General features: G+C 57.3%; 18 protein-coding genes. 9 read left to right on the top strand and 9 right to left on the bottom strand.

Features of this window, described 5'->3' with window-relative positions; all coding sequences use genetic code 11:
* Positions 1-114: 114 nt before the first annotated feature.
* From RM6536_RS06450 to RM6536_RS06440, 3 genes are all read right to left on the bottom strand, one after another.
* On the bottom strand, positions 115-819 hold the full coding sequence (locus tag RM6536_RS06450) for a pyroglutamyl-peptidase I (RefSeq protein WP_060824487.1): 705 nt from the start codon (positions 817-819) through the stop codon (positions 115-117).
* A 42-nt stretch (positions 820-861) separates the two neighbouring features.
* Positions 862-1,449, bottom strand: a complete 588-nt coding sequence (locus RM6536_RS06445) for a TIGR00730 family Rossman fold protein (RefSeq protein WP_060824486.1) — start codon at positions 1,447-1,449, stop codon at positions 862-864.
* 166 nt (positions 1,450-1,615) lie between these two features.
* Positions 1,616-2,164: an NUDIX hydrolase gene (locus RM6536_RS06440; RefSeq protein ID WP_081094660.1), complete on the bottom strand. Its 549-nt coding sequence runs from the start codon at positions 2,162-2,164 to the stop codon at positions 1,616-1,618.
* Between the two features lie 251 nt (positions 2,165-2,415).
* On the opposite strand from RM6536_RS06440, the gene RM6536_RS06435 reads away from it, so the two are divergent.
* Positions 2,416-4,101: a hypothetical protein gene (locus RM6536_RS06435; RefSeq protein WP_060824485.1), complete on the top strand. Its 1,686-nt coding sequence runs from the start codon at positions 2,416-2,418 to the stop codon at positions 4,099-4,101.
* A 138-nt stretch (positions 4,102-4,239) separates the two neighbouring features.
* Here the strand turns inward: RM6536_RS06435 and RM6536_RS06430 are convergent, their stop codons facing one another.
* Positions 4,240-5,733: an amino acid permease gene (locus RM6536_RS06430; RefSeq protein ID WP_060824484.1), complete on the bottom strand. Its 1,494-nt coding sequence runs from the start codon at positions 5,731-5,733 to the stop codon at positions 4,240-4,242.
* 310 nt (positions 5,734-6,043) lie between these two features.
* Positions 6,044-6,541: an OsmC family protein gene (locus RM6536_RS06425; RefSeq protein ID WP_171840179.1), complete on the bottom strand. Its 498-nt coding sequence runs from the start codon at positions 6,539-6,541 to the stop codon at positions 6,044-6,046.
* 225 nt (positions 6,542-6,766) lie between these two features.
* Here RM6536_RS06425 and RM6536_RS06420 point away from each other — a divergent pair, with 225 nt between their 5' ends.
* From RM6536_RS06420 to RM6536_RS06410, 3 genes are all read left to right on the top strand, one after another.
* Positions 6,767-7,624 (top strand): AzlC family ABC transporter permease, encoded by an 858-nt coding sequence (locus tag RM6536_RS06420; RefSeq protein WP_231917943.1) that lies wholly within the window; start codon positions 6,767-6,769, stop codon positions 7,622-7,624.
* A 536-nt stretch (positions 7,625-8,160) separates the two neighbouring features.
* The gene (locus RM6536_RS06415) at positions 8,161-8,496 is read left to right on the top strand and encodes a branched-chain amino acid transporter permease (RefSeq protein WP_060824483.1); all 336 of its coding nucleotides are present in this window, start codon (positions 8,161-8,163) and stop codon (positions 8,494-8,496) included.
* A gap of 9 nt (positions 8,497-8,505) precedes the next feature.
* On the top strand, positions 8,506-9,495 hold the full coding sequence (locus tag RM6536_RS06410) for an AzlC family ABC transporter permease (protein ID WP_060824482.1): 990 nt from the start codon (positions 8,506-8,508) through the stop codon (positions 9,493-9,495).
* A gap of 247 nt (positions 9,496-9,742) precedes the next feature.
* Here RM6536_RS06410 and tpx read toward each other — a convergent pair whose 3' ends face one another.
* Positions 9,743-10,243, bottom strand: a complete 501-nt coding sequence (gene tpx / locus RM6536_RS06405) for a thiol peroxidase (protein WP_060824481.1) — start codon at positions 10,241-10,243, stop codon at positions 9,743-9,745.
* 173 nt (positions 10,244-10,416) lie between these two features.
* Between tpx and RM6536_RS06400 the strand changes: the two genes are divergently transcribed.
* The 4 genes from RM6536_RS06400 (at position 10,417) to RM6536_RS06385 (ending at position 13,622) form a co-directional block, all read left to right on the top strand.
* Positions 10,417-11,298, top strand: coding sequence for a hypothetical protein (locus RM6536_RS06400; RefSeq protein ID WP_145974244.1), 882 nt, complete (start codon positions 10,417-10,419; stop codon positions 11,296-11,298).
* Between the two features lie 193 nt (positions 11,299-11,491).
* Positions 11,492-12,259: an LppP/LprE family lipoprotein gene (locus RM6536_RS06395; protein WP_060824479.1), complete on the top strand. Its 768-nt coding sequence runs from the start codon at positions 11,492-11,494 to the stop codon at positions 12,257-12,259.
* A 513-nt stretch (positions 12,260-12,772) separates the two neighbouring features.
* A complete protein-coding gene (locus tag RM6536_RS06390) occupies positions 12,773-13,165 on the top strand; it encodes a hypothetical protein (RefSeq protein ID WP_060824478.1) in 393 nt (130 codons plus the stop codon).
* A gap of 199 nt (positions 13,166-13,364) precedes the next feature.
* Entirely contained in the window at positions 13,365-13,622 is a 258-nt protein-coding gene (locus tag RM6536_RS06385) for a GlsB/YeaQ/YmgE family stress response membrane protein (RefSeq protein WP_049358631.1), read from the top strand.
* Positions 13,623-13,769: 147 nt separating this feature from the next.
* On the opposite strand, the gene RM6536_RS06380 is transcribed toward RM6536_RS06385, so the two are convergent.
* Entirely contained in the window at positions 13,770-14,138 is a 369-nt protein-coding gene (locus RM6536_RS06380; RefSeq protein WP_060824477.1) for a zinc ribbon domain-containing protein YjdM, read from the bottom strand.
* 362 nt (positions 14,139-14,500) lie between these two features.
* Here RM6536_RS06380 and RM6536_RS06375 point away from each other — a divergent pair, with 362 nt between their 5' ends.
* Positions 14,501-14,713: a TOBE domain-containing protein gene (locus RM6536_RS06375; RefSeq protein ID WP_005505155.1), complete on the top strand. Its 213-nt coding sequence runs from the start codon at positions 14,501-14,503 to the stop codon at positions 14,711-14,713.
* Between the two features lie 181 nt (positions 14,714-14,894).
* On the opposite strand, the gene RM6536_RS06370 is transcribed toward RM6536_RS06375, so the two are convergent.
* Together RM6536_RS06370 and RM6536_RS06365 are read right to left on the bottom strand one after the other, a co-directional pair.
* Positions 14,895-16,019 (bottom strand): hypothetical protein, encoded by a 1,125-nt coding sequence (locus RM6536_RS06370; protein WP_231917942.1) that lies wholly within the window; start codon positions 16,017-16,019, stop codon positions 14,895-14,897.
* Between the two features lie 41 nt (positions 16,020-16,060).
* Positions 16,061-17,488, bottom strand: a complete 1,428-nt coding sequence (locus RM6536_RS06365; RefSeq protein ID WP_060824476.1) for a HEPN domain-containing protein — start codon at positions 17,486-17,488, stop codon at positions 16,061-16,063.
* Between the last annotated feature and the right edge of the window lie 74 nt (positions 17,489-17,562).

Here is a 17,562-nt window from a genome sequence, read left to right as displayed (position 1 = left end):
TGTTATAGCCCGGCTGTGTGGGGTCAACATAAATACGCAAACCGCCGGATAGGCTCCCAGTCGGGAGGCTATCCGGCGGTTTTGTTATATGGGTTTTAGCTCAATGCTGTGCTGTTAGTTCACTGCGGGCAGGGTGTCGGAGGCGATCTCGGCAATAATGCGGACCACGGTGGATTCGGGTAGCTGCGGGATGCCCTGCTCGTCACGTACTACGCCACCGGCGTCGCGGTGAGCGGTCATGCCGGCGCCTTCGGTGGGCTCTTCGCCGTCGGCGCAGGTTGCGGGCACGTGCACAAATCCGGCGGGGATGCTCAACCCCAGTTCACGGCTGATGCGCTGGCCCTCGTAGAACACGTGGTTGCAGACGTAGGTTCCGGCGGTGTACGAAATCTCGACCGGCTCCCCCGCCGCACGCAGGCGCTCAAAGCTGGCGCGCACCGGCAGGGAGGAGAAGTACGCCTCCTGACCTCCGGGGGCGATTGGCTCATCGCAGCGCTGGTCGCCGTCGTTATCTTCAATACCGGCGGAATCCAGGTTGATAGCAACCTGCTCGAGGCTGACCACGTCGCGGCCGACCGCCACGCCCAGGCTAATGAGCGCGTCGGGCTGTACCTCCTGGAGGGCGGTGCGCAGGGCGGTGCTGGAACCGTCATAGCTGACGGGCAGCTCGCGGGTGATGACGTTCAAATCCGGGCGCATCCGGGCCAGCAGACGCTGAGCACCTTTGGTGAGCGCCACGGTGGGGTTTACGGGCACGCCGGGGAAAGGTCCGAAGAAGGTCAGCAGCAGGGTGCGTGCTTGATTGGGGGTGGTTGCCATGGTCAATCTCGTTTTCTGCGGTGGTTTTATGCAGTGTTGGTTTTATTCAGCAGTGTTCTTTTCGGCGGCTCGGCGTTCCAGATCCTTGGCGAGCGCCTCCAGCAGCTCTTCGGGGGTGGTAACGATGATGAGCTCGTCCAGGTAGCGTTCGTTGAGCAGGCCGGTGGACGCCATGTAGTGCATAGCATCGATGAGCTTGTCCCAGTAGCCGTTGACGTTCAGCAGGGCGACCGGCTTGGAGTGAATATCAAGGAACTGCCAGCTGAAAACTTCAAAGAACTCTTCGAGGGTGCCGGGGCCGCCGGGCATGGCGACGAACGCGTCAGCCTTGTCGATCATGGCGATTTTGCGCTGGTGCATGGTGTCCACAATTTCGAGGGTGGTCTGGCCGGGGTACACGCCCTCCAGGCCGACCAGCTTGTGGGTGACCACGCCGTAGACCACGCCGCCGGCGTCCAGGGTTGCGCCCGCGACGGTGCCCATGAGGCCGGTGCGGCCGCCACCGTACACCACGCCAATATTGTTCTGGGCGCAGAGGGTGCCGAGCTCCTGGGCGCGGGTGGTGAAGAGCGGGTCGTTGCCGGAGCGTGCACCGCAGTAGACGGCAAGGTTGTAGTCAGTCTTCTTCATGGTTCTCCTTGGGGTGTATGGGGGGGGGCGGGGTGGAGCGCCTCTATGCGTTCTACCCCCGATAGATGTTGTTGTGTTGAGGGTACCGGATGCACCTGTGTACCTCATGTGTGTCACCCGCCAGTTCAGGGGCGTGTACTGGGCGCTGTGGTTACGAGCGCGGTGGTTACGGTAGCGGGGTGCGTGCCAGTAGCGGGAAGATCTGTTCGGTATTCAGTGGTGCCTGCGATGCAGAATCGAAAGAGCTGCTCATGGCGGGGTTGACCCAGCGCAGCTCAGCGATTTCTGCCTGCGGCACCAGAGAAGCCAATAGCTCGTGTTGTTCGTCAGTGGGTGCGTATTCGTAGGTTTCGGCGCGTACCGTAAAGCCTGCCTCGTTCAGTGCCGCCGCTTCCAGGAGTCCGCGGTGGTGCATCCGGGCGGGGTTGGGGGTGAGCCCGATTTCTTCGTTCACTTCGCGGCAGGCGGTCTGTAGCGGGGTCTCCCCCGGTTCGGGTTTGCCGCCGGGCATCATGAACCCGTCACTGCCCCGTTTGCGCACGGTGAGTACGAGCCCGTCCCGGTTGCGGATTGCTACAGCACACACGTTCACGACGCGGTGCGTGCTGTCGATGGCGCTGTGCTCAGTAGCGCTGTGCTCAGTAGCGCTGGGTTCAGCGGGCGGGGCGGGCGGGGTTGCTTCTACTCGGTTCTGCGGGTTCTTCTGCGTGGGCATCTTTCTACCCTAGCATTTCTGTATCCTCCACCCGGCGCTGTGCGTGTTTGTCTTATTCATCCGCCCTATTATGCGCCCTGCAGGCGTTGGTTTTACGTAATATTTCGGCGAGTTATCTTATGTCCGGTTCATGCGTTTAGGCGCGTGTTACGGTGTAATTAACCGCGATGTCGCGGTACCGTATACGCACTCGACTTGGCGCGATACAGGAAGAGTGCGAATCGCTCAATCACCCATGTAGAAGGAACTTCATGATGGCTAACTCTTCTCGTGCCCGCCGCTACGGTAGCGCCGGCGCTTCTGTTCTTCTTGCCGCATCCTTGAGCCTGGGCGCTCTGCCTTCTGTTGCAGCGGCTAATACCCCGAATCCGGATAACCCGCCGGTTATTACGGTCTACAACTACAAGGTTGAGACCAATACCCGTCAGCTGAAGACCGCCCTGCGTCTGAACAAGATTACGTTCAAGGCGTCGAAACTGCCCGCGAAAACTACCGCTTTCGCCCCGGCATTGCACGAGGCAAACCATAGGGGTTTCCCGTTTCTGAACCCGATTCAGACGGTGCGCGTTGAGGGCCCGTTCAAGGACGGCACGGCGACTGCGACCCATTACGTTCCCGGTAGCCTGATTGACCCGGCGAAGAACTACAGCTTCGTCGCTAATATCATCGTTGATGGTTACGGGGGCGGTCAGGTTCTGCGCATGGACGTTGTGAAGGATAGCGCCGCACCGGTTCTGCACGTGGATTCGCCGCGTCTGAACACCAAGGGTGAGACCGTGTTGAAGGTGCGCGGTACCGGCTACACCGGTGAGGCGACCCCGCACGGTGTGCGCGTGGTGGTGTCTGATACGAATGTGTGGGTTCCCGGTCGTTTTCCTCAGACGGGTATGCGTTTCGTGGCTGAGGTGACCGTACCTGCTTCGCAGATTCACAACGGCGCTTTTGAGACGGAGGTGAAGGTCCCGGCGGATGTTGCGGCGACGCTGAATACCTCTCACAAGTACATTGCGGGCACTATGGCGGCTGGCGTTCAGGGTGCTGAGTACGGCTCGTTTGATGCTCAGAAGCCTCTTGAGCTTTTCGCGCAGGAGCCCGTGGTGTCTGCGGTTCCGACCTATGCCCCGACCGTGGCACCTCTGCCTGAGGCAACCATCGGCGTGAACCCCACCGATGCGCCCACCGTGGCACCCCTGCCCGAGGCAACCGTGGGTGTAAACCCGACCGACGCGCCGACCGTAGCGCCCCTGCCGGAAGCAACCATCGGCGTGAACCCCACCGATGCGCCCACCGTGGCACCCCTGCCCGAGGCAACCGTGGGTGTAAACCCGACCGATGCTCCCACCGTGGCACCCCTGCCCGAGGCAACCGTGGGTGTAAACCCCACTGATGCGCCGACCGTGGCACCCCTGCCCGAGGCAACCATCGGCGTGAACCCCACCGACGCTCCCACCGTGGCACCCCTGCCCGAGGCAACCATCGGCGTGAACCCCACCGATGCACCCACCGTAGCGCCCTTGCCTGAGGCAACCGTGGGGGTAAACCCGACCGACGCGCCGACGGTTCCCGCTCTGCCGGAAGCAACAGTCGGCGTGAACCCCACTGACGCACCGACGGTTCCCGCTCTGCCGGAAGCACCGGTTGCCGATAAGACCCCCAACGCTGACAAGCTGGAGGACGCAACCGTAGCGCATCCTAAGAGCAAACCAGCTCAGAGCAAGCCAGCTCAGAGCAAGCCCTCTCAGGAGGCTCCGGTGACCGCTGCCCGCTCCGCAAAGGACAATCTGGCACAGGACAGCCTCGCTAAGGAGAGCAGCCCCAAGAAGGCTACCCTGGCGAGCACCGGTGCATCCAGCGTTGGTGTGATTGTTGGCATTGGCGTTGCCGCGATTTGTGCGGGTCTGGGTTTGAGCGTTCTGCGCTCGCGCCGCCACTCCTAAGAGCTGCAGGGCATACAGCCTAGCTCACCCGTACGGAATAAACTGCGGATAGCAAAGAGCCGCCGGCTCCCCTCAATCAGGGGAACCGGCGGCTCTTCACGTATCAGCTCATTCAATCAGCTGGCGCAATCGTTTGCGTTACTTCGAAGCCTTCACCTCAATGCCGCTCACGTCAATCTGCTCCAACGGAATCAGGCGGTCACGAGTGACCACGCGGTGCACCAGCCAGACCGCGATAATCACGGGCAGACCAATGTAGGAGCTGAGCACGCCAGCCCAGTCACCGCTCAGGAACGCCTCGTAGTTCTGGCCACCAATAACGACCAGGCACATGAGGAAGGCGATAATCGGGCCCGCGGGGAAGAACGGCGCCACGTAGGGCAGGTCCTTCAGGCTGTTGCCCTGCTTCAGGTATGCGCGGCGGAAACGGTAGTGAGCCACGGCGATACCCACCCAGGTGATGAAGCCAGCCAGACCGGACACGTTCACCAGCCACAGGTACGCACCATCCGGCGAGAGCAGTGCGGCGATGAAGCCGACCGCGCCGATAGCTGCGGTTGCCAGCAGCGCGTTCATGGGCACGCCGCCGGAGTTGATGCGGGTGAACATCTTCGGTGCCTTACCCTCCTGGGCGAGTGCGAAGAGCATACGAGCCGAAACGTACAGGCCCGAGTTACCTGCAGAGAGCACTGCGGAGAGGATCACGGCGTTCATGATGGCTGCCGCGAAGGCGATGCCCGCACGCTCGAAGATGAGGGTGAACGGGGAGATGTTGATGTTGCCGTCCGCTGCGGTGAGCAGGTTCGGGTCGGAGTAAGGAATCAGGAAGCCGATGACGACCATCGCGCCGATGTAGAAGAGCATGATGCGCCAGAACACGCTGGTCAGTGCGCGGGGCACGTCGCGGCGGGGGTTCTCAGATTCGCCGGCAGCCACACCGATCATTTCGGTGCCCTGGAAGGAGAAGCCTGCCACCATGAAGATGGTGAGTACGGCGGGTGCGCCGCCGACGAAGGGTGCCTCACCGACGGTCCAGTTGGAGACGCCCGGGGAGCTACCGCCCAGGATGCCGAAAATCATGGCGATACCAGCGATGAGGAAGACGACCACGGTAACGACCTTGATGGTTGCGAGCCAGAACTCGCTTTCACCGTAGGAGCGTGCCGAGAGGGCGTTGATGCCGGTCAGCAGCACAAGGAATCCTGCCGCCCACACCCAGGATGGGATGTCCGGGAACCAGTACCTCATCACCTCGCCGACGGCGACGAGCTCGGCGGCGACGGTAATCGCCCAGTTGAACCAGTAGTTCCAGCCCATGGCGAAGCCGAAGGACGGGGACACGTAGCGTGCCGCGTAGGTCTGGAATGCGCCGGGGACGGGCAGGTGCGCAGCCATCTCGCCGAGGGACTGCATGAGGAAGAGCACCATGATGCCGATGAGGGCGTAGGCGAGGATTGCGCCGCCGGGGCCTGCGGTGGAGATGGTCTTACCGGAGGCGACGAAGAGGCCGGTGCCGATTGCGCCGCCGATTGCGATCATCTGCATGTGGCGGGCGGAGAGGCCTCGCTTCAGTTCGCCCTCTGCGGGGGTGGCTTCCGATGCAGCGCCGGAAGTCTCTGTAGGCTGTGCCATGTCAGGTCTTCTTTCTGAGGCTATTGCTTCGTGCGTTTGCTAGCGGTCTAGTCTGGTGTCCAGTCTAGTCCTGCTGCGGGTGGTGCCGCCGAAGGTTTGTGCCTGGGTCAAGAAATTCTTCAATCTTAAGGATTTCTTACGTACCGTAAGTTTTCCTAATCTGAGGGTCAATCCTACCCGCTTTCCGGGCTCTTTTCCACCCCAAACCCACAAAAACACAGAAAAACCCTCCCGAGCCGCTCCATCACGAGCGGCACGGGAGGGCCTCAAGTCAGGCTATCTCTCCGGGCGTTTAGTCCGTCTAGCCTTTCTAGTTCGCCAGGTTGTGGAACGAAACCTTCGTGGGGTGCTCCACGGTACGGGAAACGGTGCAGTCCTTCTGCTCGCTGAGCTGAATCAGGCGGTCCACCATCTTCTGCGCAGTGGCGCCCTGCTCGTCCTCGGGGAATCGCACATCAAAGTCCACCTCAACGTCGTCGAGGCGCACCGCGCCGTCTTCGGTCTGCTTCAGCGCCGAGGCGAGCACCTCGAACACCTCGGGGGTGGAGCGGCGGGAGGTGCCCGCGTCCACGTCCACGGAGGAGCAGCCGGCAATCGCGGCGAGCAGCAGCTCGACGGGGGTCAGCAGGCCCTCACCCACACCGAAGTCGAGGGTTGCGCCGTTGGCACCGTAGGCACGGTAGCGCAGGCGGTCGATGCGCTCGATCTTGGTCTGGCGGTAGTTTTCGAGCTCGCGGCGTTCCTGCTGGCGCGAGTACACCTTCTTCTGCTCTTCTGCGGTGTTCCGGGAGGCATTCTGCTCAGCCATTGAAGTTCCTTTCGGGTTGTCTGCGCGGTCGCTAGGTTATTCAGCGCCGCGTTGTTTAGTGTCATTCACTATAAGCGTGTTTCTCATATTTTATTCCCGGACTCTTTTTCTCCTTGGTCAACCGCTTGCTCCTATACACTGGAAAGCCGCGACGGGCGTTATCTTGACCCGCGCACAGGCAGATGAGGCATTTCACAGAACGTAACGCATACGAGGAACCCACTTATGGCACAGACTCCCAAGCTTCAGGGCGCTAAACATCAGGGCGCTAAGCATCAGGGCACTCGGCTTAAGGGAACCGGCGTGCAGAATGATTTCCGCTTGGCTGTTGCGGATTCTTCCGTGGTGATGCTCGGTATCGCCGTGCTGGGTTTGGGTTTGGGCATTATTCTCAACGCGCACGGCCTGCCCCTCTGGACTGCGCCACTGCTCTCTGCCCTAGTTTTTGCCGGTTCGGTGGAGTTCCTCATGGTGGGTATGGTCAGCGCTGGCACGCCCCTGGCGTCGATTGCGTTGACGGTGTTCCTGGTGAATGCGCGCCATCTGGTGTACGGTCTTTCCTACCCGTTGCACAATGTGAAGGGTTTCTGGGCTAAGGCTCTGGCGATTCACACTCTTTGCGATGAGGCGTTTGCTCTCAACTCCGGTCCCGATCGTAATGAGCGTTCGGGGGCGCGCATTCTGTGGGTGAACGTGCTGATTTACGTGTCGTGGGTTCTGAGCGTAGTCCTCGGGTATGTGCTGGGCGCGAGCTTCCTCAGCAGCCTGAAGGGCGTGGACTTCGTGATGGTGGCCATCTTCACGGTTCTTGCGATGGACGGCTACCGCGCCAACCCGGATCGCGTGACGGCGCTCTTTGTGGCGGTTTCGGCGGCGGTTGCGCTGATTTTTGCGCCGTCCTCGTTCCTGGTGGTGGCGTTGGGTTCGTATGTGGTGCTGCTGCTGGCGCGTTTCCCGGTGGCGAAGCGCCGCGGTACGCTACCGCATCGTGCTGGGCATGAGGTAGCGGCTGAGGCTGAAAGCGCTGCAGAGAGCCCAGCCACCGCCGCTACTCCTGACGCGCCCGCTTCCACACAGCGATAAGAACGTTACATACGTGTTCAAAACCAGTTAGGATAGATGAGTGGAGCTTCGCTCTCCCCTCTTTCTATTTCTAGGATTCGCATAATGCCTCCCGCGCGAACCTGCACGGAGGCTCCCAGAGGTTGAGGTACCCCATGACTCAGATGAAAGACACCGCTAAGGAAACTAGCGACGCAGAACGCTGTGCCGCCCCGGAGTAACACCGCACCGGGAGCGGCATCACCCGAGGTCACGCACGAGAACTACTGACGCGCACAACTACCCGCGCAGAAAAACTTGCGCTGAAAATTTACGCAGAAAAACTCGTGCAGGAGGAACGGCCCTCCGCCTCCACGTTTCGCGGCTTTCATCAACTCACGTACCTACCGCACTACTTAGCACCCTGCCTCTCTTCGGCTGGACTCTCCCCACCCTTTTTCGCGGATGCTTTCAGGTTTCGCGGACGCTTTTCAGGGCTTCACCCGCACGCCTTGTTCAGGGTTCTTCCGCTCTTTTCGGGTTCTTTCGCTGAGTATGTGCAGAAAGAGAAAATCTTCATGAATAGTGAAGTGACCACCGGTTATATTCTTGCCGCAATACTTGTGGCTGCAGGTATCACGTTCCTGCTTCGTTTGCTACCTTTCGGTTTGAAGAAGGCGCTGGCTGGCTCCGAACTTTTGGATGCGCTCAGCCACTGGATTCCGCTCGGCGCAGTCGCGCTGCTTGCCATCTATGCGGTGGCGAAGATTGATTATTCTTCGTTCGCTACGGCGGCACCGTACTTGGCGGGTCTGGTGGTGACCGTGGCGGTGCACCTGTGGCGTAAGAATATGGTGTTGAGTATGGTGGCGGGTACCGTCACCTGCGTTGTACTGGCTAACTGGGTTTTCTAGGGGGTTACGATGAGCATCTCTAAGGATCAGGAAAACAACGCTGTTTCGCCTTCTCTGGCTTCTTCCTCTCAGCCTTCTTCGCCTCAGGGTTCAGGTTCTGCACCTCACCAGGCAAGCCAGGAGCAGGTTGAGCAGGTTATTGCCTCTGCTCTTCCGCTGACCGGCATGATTCCGGTAGTGGAGGCGACCGCCTCCCCCGATGCACAGGGCTCTCAGCAACCGCACGAGAGCGGTTTTGCGGAGGCGATCCGCGTTGCCGGTGTCATCATGCTGGGTCTGTTCTTTGTCGGCATTGGTCTGGGCGTGATGGTGCACAGTTACGGTCTGCCGTTCTGGGTGGCTCCCCTGCTGCCGGTGCTGGTGTTTGCCGGTTCGGTGGAGTTCGTGCTGATTGACATGGTCTCGAATCATGCGTCGCTGTTTTCTATTGCGGTGATGACTCTGCTCATTAATTCGCGCCACCTCATGTACGGTCTGTCGTACCCGATTGAGCGTGTGCGTGGTGGTTTGGCGAAGTTCTACACCGTGTACACGCTCATCGATGAGGCGTACGCGCTGAACACCGGACCGGACCGTCATAAACTTCGTGCCTCCCGCATCCTGTGGATTCACGCGGGCCTGCATTTGAGCGTTTTGTCGAGCGCTACGCTCGGCTATGTGCTGGGTGCAAGTTTCTTGAGTGAGCTCAAGGGCGTGGATTTTGTGATGACGGCGCTCTTTGCGGTGCTCGCTATCGATGCGTATCGCAGTTCTAAGGACCGCACGACTGCCGCTATTGCGGGTGTGTCTGCGGTGGTTGGCTTGGTGTTGGCGCCGCAGTCGATGCTGCTGATTTCGATGGTGGTGTACATTCTGCTGTTGGTGTCGCGTTTTGTGGTGGCTAAGCGCCGCGGCACTCTGCCGGAGCATATGCTGGTCGCGGATGAGGAGCCCGCCGGAGCCGCCGAAACCTCCGAAACCTCAGGCGCTCCCGGCAATCCCGGCGCCTCTGCGCACTAAGCCTAGCTCGCGCACTAAGTCTGAATCGCGCACTAGCGCCTGGGTATAGTAAAGCGCCCCGCCCACCCGAAATACCGGGTGGGCGGGGCGTTATGCTGTCGCCAGCCGCATGTGTGGGTGAACCCTAGATCATGCGCTGTAGACGTTCAGTATCTGCTGTGCTGGTACCGCCAGGTGTCCCTGACGGAAGTATGTGCGGGTGCCGGGATTGCGTCCGGCTCCCGTACTAAGCTTACTTGATAGCTGCTTACTTGATAGCTGCCAAGGCTGCTTCGTAGTTGGGCTCGTTGGTGGTTTCGGGAACCAGCTCGGTGTAAATGACCTCACCGGCGGGGTTCACGACGACCACGGAGCGTGCCAGCAGACCAGCCAGGGGGCCGTCAATCAGCTTCACGCCGAAGTCCTCACCGAAGGAGGAGCGGAAAGCGGAGGAGGTGACGACGTTCTCAATGCCCTCGGCTGCGCAGAAGCGGCCGATTGCGAAGGGCAGGTCGTTGGAGACGCACAGCACGACGGTGTTCTCCAGGCCTGCAGCCTGCTTGTTGAAGGTGCGGACGCTGGTTGCGCACACACTGGTGTCGACGGAGGGGAAGATGTTCAGCACCAGGTTCTTACCTGCGAAATCTGCGGAGGAGATCTCGGAGAGATCAGCCGCGAGAACCGAGAATTCGGGCAGCTTTGCGCCGACTGCGGGCAGGTCGCCGTTGGTGTGGATTACGAGTTCGTTATGTAGAGTTACTTCAGCCATGCCTTCATTGTCCCCTGGATAGGGCGGGTGTGCAAGGGGACACAGGCACTAGCGGGCGGAGTTTCCGCATAGCTGATTTTCTGCGGTGCCGCTTCGCCTCAGCGGCACCTCTACAATGGGCAGGTGAGCATATTGAGGCACGTATCTTCCGCCTTGCGCCGCTGGCGCACCCCGTGACGAATTTCAGGGCACTCCGTCAGGACCTGCGCCGTCAGCGGGTGGAGGGTCGTGCCCTCATTGATCCGCACAATACGTACCGGCCGAGTGTGCGTGCCGAGCTGCGCCGTATGTTCACACGCCCCCTCCCCGTGGAAACACAGACGCTCATATGTAACGCCCTGCTGGCGGCAATCTGCTGGTACCTACTCCCGGAAGCCTGGCGTTCGTGGCTGTTTAGCGAGTTTAAGGGCCCGGCTGGTTTTGCGCTGGTGATGGTCGGCTGGATGGTCGCGGACGTCACCTCAACGAACCTGATGGGTCACGATGAGGAGCATGCGCTGCGTGCGTTGCGCAGTAGCGACCCGCACGCCCTGCGCCTGTTCGTGCGCACGAAGGCTATTGCAATCGGCCTGATCACGGGTGTTTCCGGTACCCTGCTGGCGCTGATTCTGCACAGTCAGGACAAGCACCTGACCCCCACCCTCATGATGTCCCTGTCGTTCTTTGTGGTGCCGGCTATTGTGGTGTCCCTGGGCTCGATTCTGGGCGTGATTTATCCGTACCGTCTGCGCGGCTGGCAGTTCCGTTGGGCGCACCGTAAGAACCTGCGGATGAGCGCCCGCTGGGTTCTTCTCTGTTTCGGTCCGGGCTGGGTGCTGGGTACGGTGCTGATGTCGCTGATGTTCCCTTCGTTGTTCCTATCGGATGCGCTCGCGCGCCTTCTCAGCCCCGGCGTGGATCCGCGCGATATTGCGTTCCGGCCGCTGCTGTTTTCGCTGATTTTGTGGACTCAGGGCGCTATTAGTCTATGGGTTTTTCCGCGAATTACGGCGCGTATTGCGACCGCGCGGCGTGCCTGGCTGGTGCATTATCTGACGGACGATAAGGTCTGCTAGCCGGTTTTTATTGCCGAGGGTTCTGTTGCCGGGCAGACGTAGCGCGCATGCCACGGTAACGACATGCCACGGTAACAAGCGGCGCTGACCGCGCGCCCTGCGTGCCCGCCTCTTTTTCCCTATACTGGACGAGTTCACTATTCACTTCTTGACCAGCACCGATGCGCGCTGCCGCGCATCTTCAGGAGTATTCATGTCTTCTATTCGCCGCCGCTTTACCGGCCGCACCGCTTTGGCTCTACCCGCGCTGGGTGCCGCTCTAGCTCTTGTTGTCACGTCCTGCTCGGCAAGCACTGATTCTGCTGTTTCGGGTACCGTGGTGTCTTCTTCTGGTAGTGCTTCTGCCTCCGCGAGCGCTACTTCTACGCAGGAGCTGTTCCCCACCCCGTCGGCGAGCCCGAGCGCATCCGCGAGCGCTTCGTCGCCTGCTCCGGTGCCGTCGGTGGTGACGATTACGGTTCATGCTGAGCCGACCGCCTCCGAGTCGAAGACCTCTGAGTCGAAGTCGGATTCCAAGTCTGAGTCGAAGAAGGACTCCACCTGCGCTTCTGATTCTGCGTCGGCCGTGGTGTCTAAGGCTCTGCGCGATTTGAAGAATAAGAAAAATTGGGATCAGTGGACGAACGTTTCGGAAAGCTACGAAGGTTACGACCCCTGTGCTGAGCTGTCGTGGATTGACGCGGTTCCGGGTTCTTCCCCGTCTTCGTGCTGCACCGCGGCGATGGTGCACCACATTCTGCTGTTCCACCGCGGCAAGTTCATTGGTACCGCAACCTATGAGCCGTACTCGTTCTCCCCGGTGATTACCCGCACCTCGGACAGCTCGATTCGTGTGACCTACCGTTACATGAAGGAAGACGAGAAGGTACACAACGCGAGCGGCCGCGCGACCGCTGAGTTTACCTGGAGCTCTTCGCAGAACAAGGTTGTGATGACCGGTGAGGTTCCGCCGAGCTACTAGGCAGCCCGCCTCATAGGCTCGCGGCCCCGAATCTATGCGTTTGAAGCCAGAGCGTTTGAAACCCAGAGAGTTTGGGACCAGGGGGTTTGGGGCCCAGACGTTGGGCATACGAGAAACCCGCCGTCTCGCATATGGTGCATATGTGAGAGGGCGGGTTTTCGTTGCTTAAGGATATGTAGAATGCCCGAGGGCTAACTGTTTAGGCAGCGAACTTCTTGTAGCCGAAGTATGCAGCGCCTGCCAGGATAGCGATGAACAGAATCTTCTTCATGGTGTACTCCTTTGATTGTTCCGATAGGCACCCGGTGTTTCACCCCATCTGGCAACTCACCGAAAGGTGAGGGGCAGGCGGGGCGTCATCCGCGCGTGGTGCCGTTGTTCCCTATCTTACCTGCTTTTGAACAACGTATTTCCGTTTGGCGTGCTGAGTCCGCATTCTAGACAGTCAAACACGCGACGGTTAGCGCACCATTGAGCCGAGGAATACGCCTCTGACGGGCGCATAATGGGAGCATGAGTATTTTTAAGAAGAAAGAGTACAGCGCGCAGCGCTCGGCTACTCGCATGGCTCGCGCCCTCGCTGTGATGGGTGCGCTGCACTTCATCATCCCGGATCCCTTCGACTCGATTGTGCCGAAGTACCTGCCGGGCCCTGCGCACGCGTACACTCACGCGTCGGGTGTAGCTGAGCTGGGCACCGCCGCCCTGCTGGCTAATGACAAGACTCGCCGTGCCGGTGGTCTGCTTGCGGCTCTGCTGTTTGTTGCGGTGTTCCCCGCGAATATTCAGATGGCGTTGGATGCGCGTAACCAGTCCACTCAGCGTAAGGCTATTGCGTACGGTCGTCTGCCCCTGCAGCTGCCGATGATTTGTAGCGCTCTGAAGATTTGGCGTAAGTCGAAGTAGCCAATATATTCATCATTCGATGCGTCCGGCACGCATCTCATTAATGAGAAAAGCACCTTAGTGTTTTAGAGATAAAACGTTAAGGTGCTTTTAGCTTAATAAAAGCTCATATAAGCTCTTCTTACATCATATTTACGTATAATTGAAAACAACATACTATCTGCTAACGTGGCAGATATATAAACCCAAGGAGATTACAATGGGTACTTTTATTGGCACCATTATTACCGGCGCAATTATTGGTGCACTTGCACGCTTCTTCATGCGAGGTCGCCAGAACATTTCGATTCTTTGGACCATTATCTGCGGTGCTGTCGGCGCCGCTATCGGTACCTGGGCAGCGACTCAGCTGGGTGTTGCAGACACTCGCGGCATTGATTGGATTCGCTGGATTATCTCAATTATTGCCGCAATGCTGACCATTTCCCTGTACATGGGACTGACCGGTAAAAAGTAGAAATATTCGTCAATTTCTTTTAAAACCTAAGCAATTTTTATAAAGCAAAAGGCGGCACCTCCCCTAGCGTGAGCTAGTGCGGGAGGTGCCGCCTTTTCTGCGTCTTGTGCGAAGCGCTTTACGTCTTCTTGGCTATATCGCCTTCGCTTATGCCTTCTTGACCACGGAGGACTTCAGGTACATCTGGCCTGCGCCGGGGACCTTCGCCTCAATGTCGTGGCCGTTGACGGGGGATTCGAGCAGGCGGATGCCGCGCACCTTGGTGCCTGCCTTGATGTCTGCGCCGCCCTTGACCTTCAGGCCCTTGACGATGGTGACGGAGTCGCCGTCGACGAGCTCGTTACCGACGGAGTCCAGAACCTTGGAGCCTGCTGCTTCTTCGGTTTCGCCTGCTGCGGTGCGTTCCCATTCGTGGCCGCACATGGGGCATGCCCAGAGTTCGCCCATTTCGTAGGTGTAGTTTTCGTTGCATTCGGGGCAGGCGGGTGCTTCGATTTCGTTGAGGTTTTCGCTCATGGTTCCTTCTTCGATCTGTGCGGATGTGTCGCTCCCCTGCCACGGTGATGCTGCAGTATTACTGCGGTGGTGCTGCGGCGTGTGGGCGCGCGTCAGCGAGGGCGGGGTGCGACGGTGGAGGGTGCGAGGATTCTCGCGTTCGTGCTGACTATACCATTTGGTGGGTCTCAAGCCTACTTTTCTGTATGTCATCTGCGGCTCATCTGAGGTTGCGGAGGAGGCCGAGGAGGGGACCGGGAAGCCAAGAATATAAAATTTGCGTAATATTTGCGAAAATTCGGGTTTTTGCTCATCGTGCAGAAGATAGGGCGTGTAAAGTATTTAGGGCATTTGTACGTTTATTGAGTGAAAGGCACGACTTCATGAAGCTTTCTGCACGTAACCAGTTCGCAGGTAAGGTTGTTGAGATCACCGAGGGTGCAACCAACGGCATCGTTAAGATTGAGATCGCTCCCGAGGTTGTTATCTCTGCGTCCATCACCAACGAGTCCATCAAGGAACTGGGCCTGAAGGTTGGCGAGACCGCGTACGCAGTCATCAAGGCATCCAACGTGATGGTTGGTGCTGACCACTAATCCCGGTCAATAAGACTTACACCCGAGGGCTGCTTTTTGTGGCGCGCGAGGGTGAATAGGGCGGAGCCCCGCACTACGAGCTGTAGTGCGGGGCTCCGCTGTTATGTTTTTATCGCTTAGACGTTGAAGCGGAACTCCACCACGTCACGGCGTATATCAATGTTTCAGGGTAAGCAGTACCCTACGAGGAGAGCCACCCCTTCCGCTGCCCGACTTCCGCGACAGCCGCTTCCAGCCTCTCCCCATAGATTTCCCACAAATCAGGACACTTTTCACTAATCCATTCGAAACCCTGACGGACATCGACATCATCAATTCCCCAGTTTCCTTCCGATTCAGGTACTGATTCAATTGCGGGAGCTAGGTTTTGAATCATCCGCATCGCTAGATGACTATCGACATCGGCAACCCAGCCAACCGCTCTGATGAGCCAGGCAGCTGTAGCAGTAACACTGTCGGTCGAGCCTTTAATTTCCCATCGGTCAAACGAGCGAAGGACATCTCGATGTAGCAGATAGGCGAGAGCATCCGCGATGTCTCTCTTCAGCTCCGCCACCTCATCCGTATCCAGCCTCGGGCCTCCGCGTCCCATTTCCAAGTCTTTGACCGCGAGAAGGGCACCTGTCAGAACATTCAGCTTAAGACCACCGGGAGCCCGAGAATCAATCCTCTCAACCGCGTCAAGAAGAGGACTCGCCGCCTGGGGAAGAGCATTAACCAAATCCCGGTAGAAGGAGTGACCCGGACGTTGCTTTTCTGCAGTCGGTCCCGTAACAAGTTCAACGATACGTGAGACTTCAATCTTTGCTTCCTGTCTTTTTACTTCCGCAATGAATTTGAGCAATCCGGGATAGGGCGGGTACCTGTCGTTTTCTGCATAGCGACGCTCGAACCCGTCAACATAATTACTCACAGCAGCATCAGTCAGGTTATCTTGCACTTTCACACCAGTGGACGTTCCCGGAAGCGCAAGAGCAGGGTTGGCGCGGAGATGATTGAGGAGGAAATCCCAATCCGCTCCCTCATACCCACGAATCTCCTTCCACAGTAGCGCCAGATGTGTGGGGTCTGAGGCTTGAGGAACAATCCCCAGCAGCGCATCGCGTCGCTGGAGCTGAGAAACCGACGTTAGATTAGCGAGGATTTTGGCTTGCAACTCGCTATCACGTTTTGCTTGTTTCGCTCCTACCTTCCATAGCACAATGGGGATGAGTGCAGTAGCTACAAAGGATGCTAAACCCAAGAGAAACATCGGGTCATCCCACGACAACCTGTTTAAAAGAGAATTCCACCAATCGATTATCATTTCTTACCTCCTAGACGTTGAAGCGGAGCTCCACCACGACATTATGCTTCAGTATTGCCTTGCTTTTCCTCAGTTATTTCTTCCGGCGGAGGCGTGAGCCATTCTCCCGCGCGACGAGCCGCATTAATGTATTGGCTATAATTTTTTACAATCTCGTTTTGATATTCCTTCGAAACACCAAGACGCTTCAGAATGACCAACCTAATAATTGCCTTCGTGACATCAACGATGGCAAGCAGCTCATCAACACTTTGTTTAGGAGCCACCCCTTTATGGGTAAGATCATTTCTAGCTTTTACGGTTTTCTTCGCCCAGTATTCAACGTCAGGAACAAGGTATAAAACATTATCCTCATTCGCTCGTTCTGCAAGATCCATAAGTCTGATTCGAAGACTTGGGTCATTACGAAGATTTGATATTACAGTTTCTTTATACCAAGCAGGAACTACATTTATTATCTCTTTTTTCATCTTTTTAAACTCTGCGGCATCATGCATATGAGGTCTAATCTTAAGGTTACGATGCAACACTTCAGCCGCCCCAGTCACTGCTAAGAGATCATTCTCAATGAAAGGCATATCTTCAAGCTGTATAGCCATCACCATATTCACCGCAGCCCTGGCGCGAGACACTAAATCAAACCATTTCACAAGAGAGTCGACAAAAGGAAACGCTTCAGAGACAAGTCGAGCATCGCTAATACTACCGGACCATCCACGTCCTTCTCCAATCTTCATCCGAGAACAAATAATACTCACACATTTATTATCAGAATTTGAAATATCCTCAGCGTCCTCAAACTGAAGCCAAACAATACCTGAAGCTTGGTCCGTAACAAAGGAAACAAAATTCTGAATAACACGAGCTTCTTCGAGCCCCTCTTCCAGCGAGACACCGTCATTTACAAGAATTCGACAGAACAAGTCGTCCCCGTCAGAGGCTTCAATTTCATTCACATTACACAGCTCAATATACCGACCCCCAAAATCAATTTCCTTCTTCTCTTCCGCCGATAAACACCAAAAACCTAAATTATCAACAGAAATCCTAAGACCACCAAATACTTTATTATCCTTATTTTCTAGATGTTTCCCTAGAATCAGCTTCTCCGCTTTGATCTTGCAATAACTTGCATAACTTAATCCGCTGGGCCTCCAAAGCCTTATGGGGCTCATATCTCTTGCATCCATAATCGTAATATCTACTCCGTTAGCGACACCATAAATCACATCATACGAAATTAAATCTTTATCCCTAACGAGTCGACCTAGATTCCCATGCTCATCTTCATCTATCTCCCCAACTTCATCAGGATTACACCCATCAAAATAATTATCTAATTTGAGATTCAGTCCCCCCTTACCATCATAAATAAGGGTTCCTGCAACCTTGTTATCAGGATTTTCGGGAAGCCACCAATGACCAACCCATTCGCCCTTTTCGGCAAAAGGAAATGGAGAGTTATTCATTTCATCCTCCAAATAAAAGAATCAAGCTAAAACAGAATTTCATCTAGGTGACATTTTTGCGCTCCCTACATAAA

The organism is Rothia mucilaginosa (assembly GCF_001548235.1).
GTDB classification, from domain to species: Bacteria; Actinomycetota; Actinomycetes; order Actinomycetales; family Micrococcaceae; genus Rothia; species Rothia mucilaginosa_B.
The sequence above is the reverse complement of the archived record's forward strand: the minus strand, read 5'-3'. Positions and strand labels throughout refer to the sequence as shown.

What these genes read in the sequence shown, in the direction of transcription:
- RM6536_RS06450 (WP_060824487.1), bottom strand. Translation starts at nt 819, where the DNA reads ATGGCAACCACCCCCAATCAAGCACGCACCCTGCTGCTGACCTTCTTC.
- RM6536_RS06445 (WP_060824486.1), bottom strand. Translation starts at nt 1,449, where the DNA reads ATGAAGAAGACTGACTACAACCTTGCCGTCTACTGCGGTGCACGCTCC.
- RM6536_RS06440 (WP_081094660.1), bottom strand. Translation starts at nt 2,164, where the DNA reads ATGCCCACGCAGAAGAACCCGCAGAACCGAGTAGAAGCAACCCCGCCC.
- RM6536_RS06435 (WP_060824485.1), top strand. Translation starts at nt 2,416, where the DNA reads ATGATGGCTAACTCTTCTCGTGCCCGCCGCTACGGTAGCGCCGGCGCT.
- RM6536_RS06430 (WP_060824484.1), bottom strand. Translation starts at nt 5,733, where the DNA reads ATGGCACAGCCTACAGAGACTTCCGGCGCTGCATCGGAAGCCACCCCC.
- RM6536_RS06425 (WP_171840179.1), bottom strand. Translation starts at nt 6,541, where the DNA reads ATGGCTGAGCAGAATGCCTCCCGGAACACCGCAGAAGAGCAGAAGAAG.
- RM6536_RS06420 (WP_231917943.1), top strand. Translation starts at nt 6,767, where the DNA reads ATGGCACAGACTCCCAAGCTTCAGGGCGCTAAACATCAGGGCGCTAAG.
- RM6536_RS06415 (WP_060824483.1), top strand. Translation starts at nt 8,161, where the DNA reads ATGAATAGTGAAGTGACCACCGGTTATATTCTTGCCGCAATACTTGTG.
- RM6536_RS06410 (WP_060824482.1), top strand. Translation starts at nt 8,506, where the DNA reads ATGAGCATCTCTAAGGATCAGGAAAACAACGCTGTTTCGCCTTCTCTG.
- tpx (WP_060824481.1), bottom strand. Translation starts at nt 10,243, where the DNA reads ATGGCTGAAGTAACTCTACATAACGAACTCGTAATCCACACCAACGGC.
- RM6536_RS06395 (WP_060824479.1), top strand. Translation starts at nt 11,492, where the DNA reads ATGTCTTCTATTCGCCGCCGCTTTACCGGCCGCACCGCTTTGGCTCTA.
- RM6536_RS06390 (WP_060824478.1), top strand. Translation starts at nt 12,773, where the DNA reads ATGAGTATTTTTAAGAAGAAAGAGTACAGCGCGCAGCGCTCGGCTACT.
- RM6536_RS06385 (WP_049358631.1), top strand. Translation starts at nt 13,365, where the DNA reads ATGGGTACTTTTATTGGCACCATTATTACCGGCGCAATTATTGGTGCA.
- RM6536_RS06380 (WP_060824477.1), bottom strand. Translation starts at nt 14,138, where the DNA reads ATGAGCGAAAACCTCAACGAAATCGAAGCACCCGCCTGCCCCGAATGC.
- RM6536_RS06375 (WP_005505155.1), top strand. Translation starts at nt 14,501, where the DNA reads ATGAAGCTTTCTGCACGTAACCAGTTCGCAGGTAAGGTTGTTGAGATC.
- RM6536_RS06370 (WP_231917942.1), bottom strand. Translation starts at nt 16,019, where the DNA reads ATGATAATCGATTGGTGGAATTCTCTTTTAAACAGGTTGTCGTGGGAT.
- RM6536_RS06365 (WP_060824476.1), bottom strand. Translation starts at nt 17,488, where the DNA reads ATGAATAACTCTCCATTTCCTTTTGCCGAAAAGGGCGAATGGGTTGGT.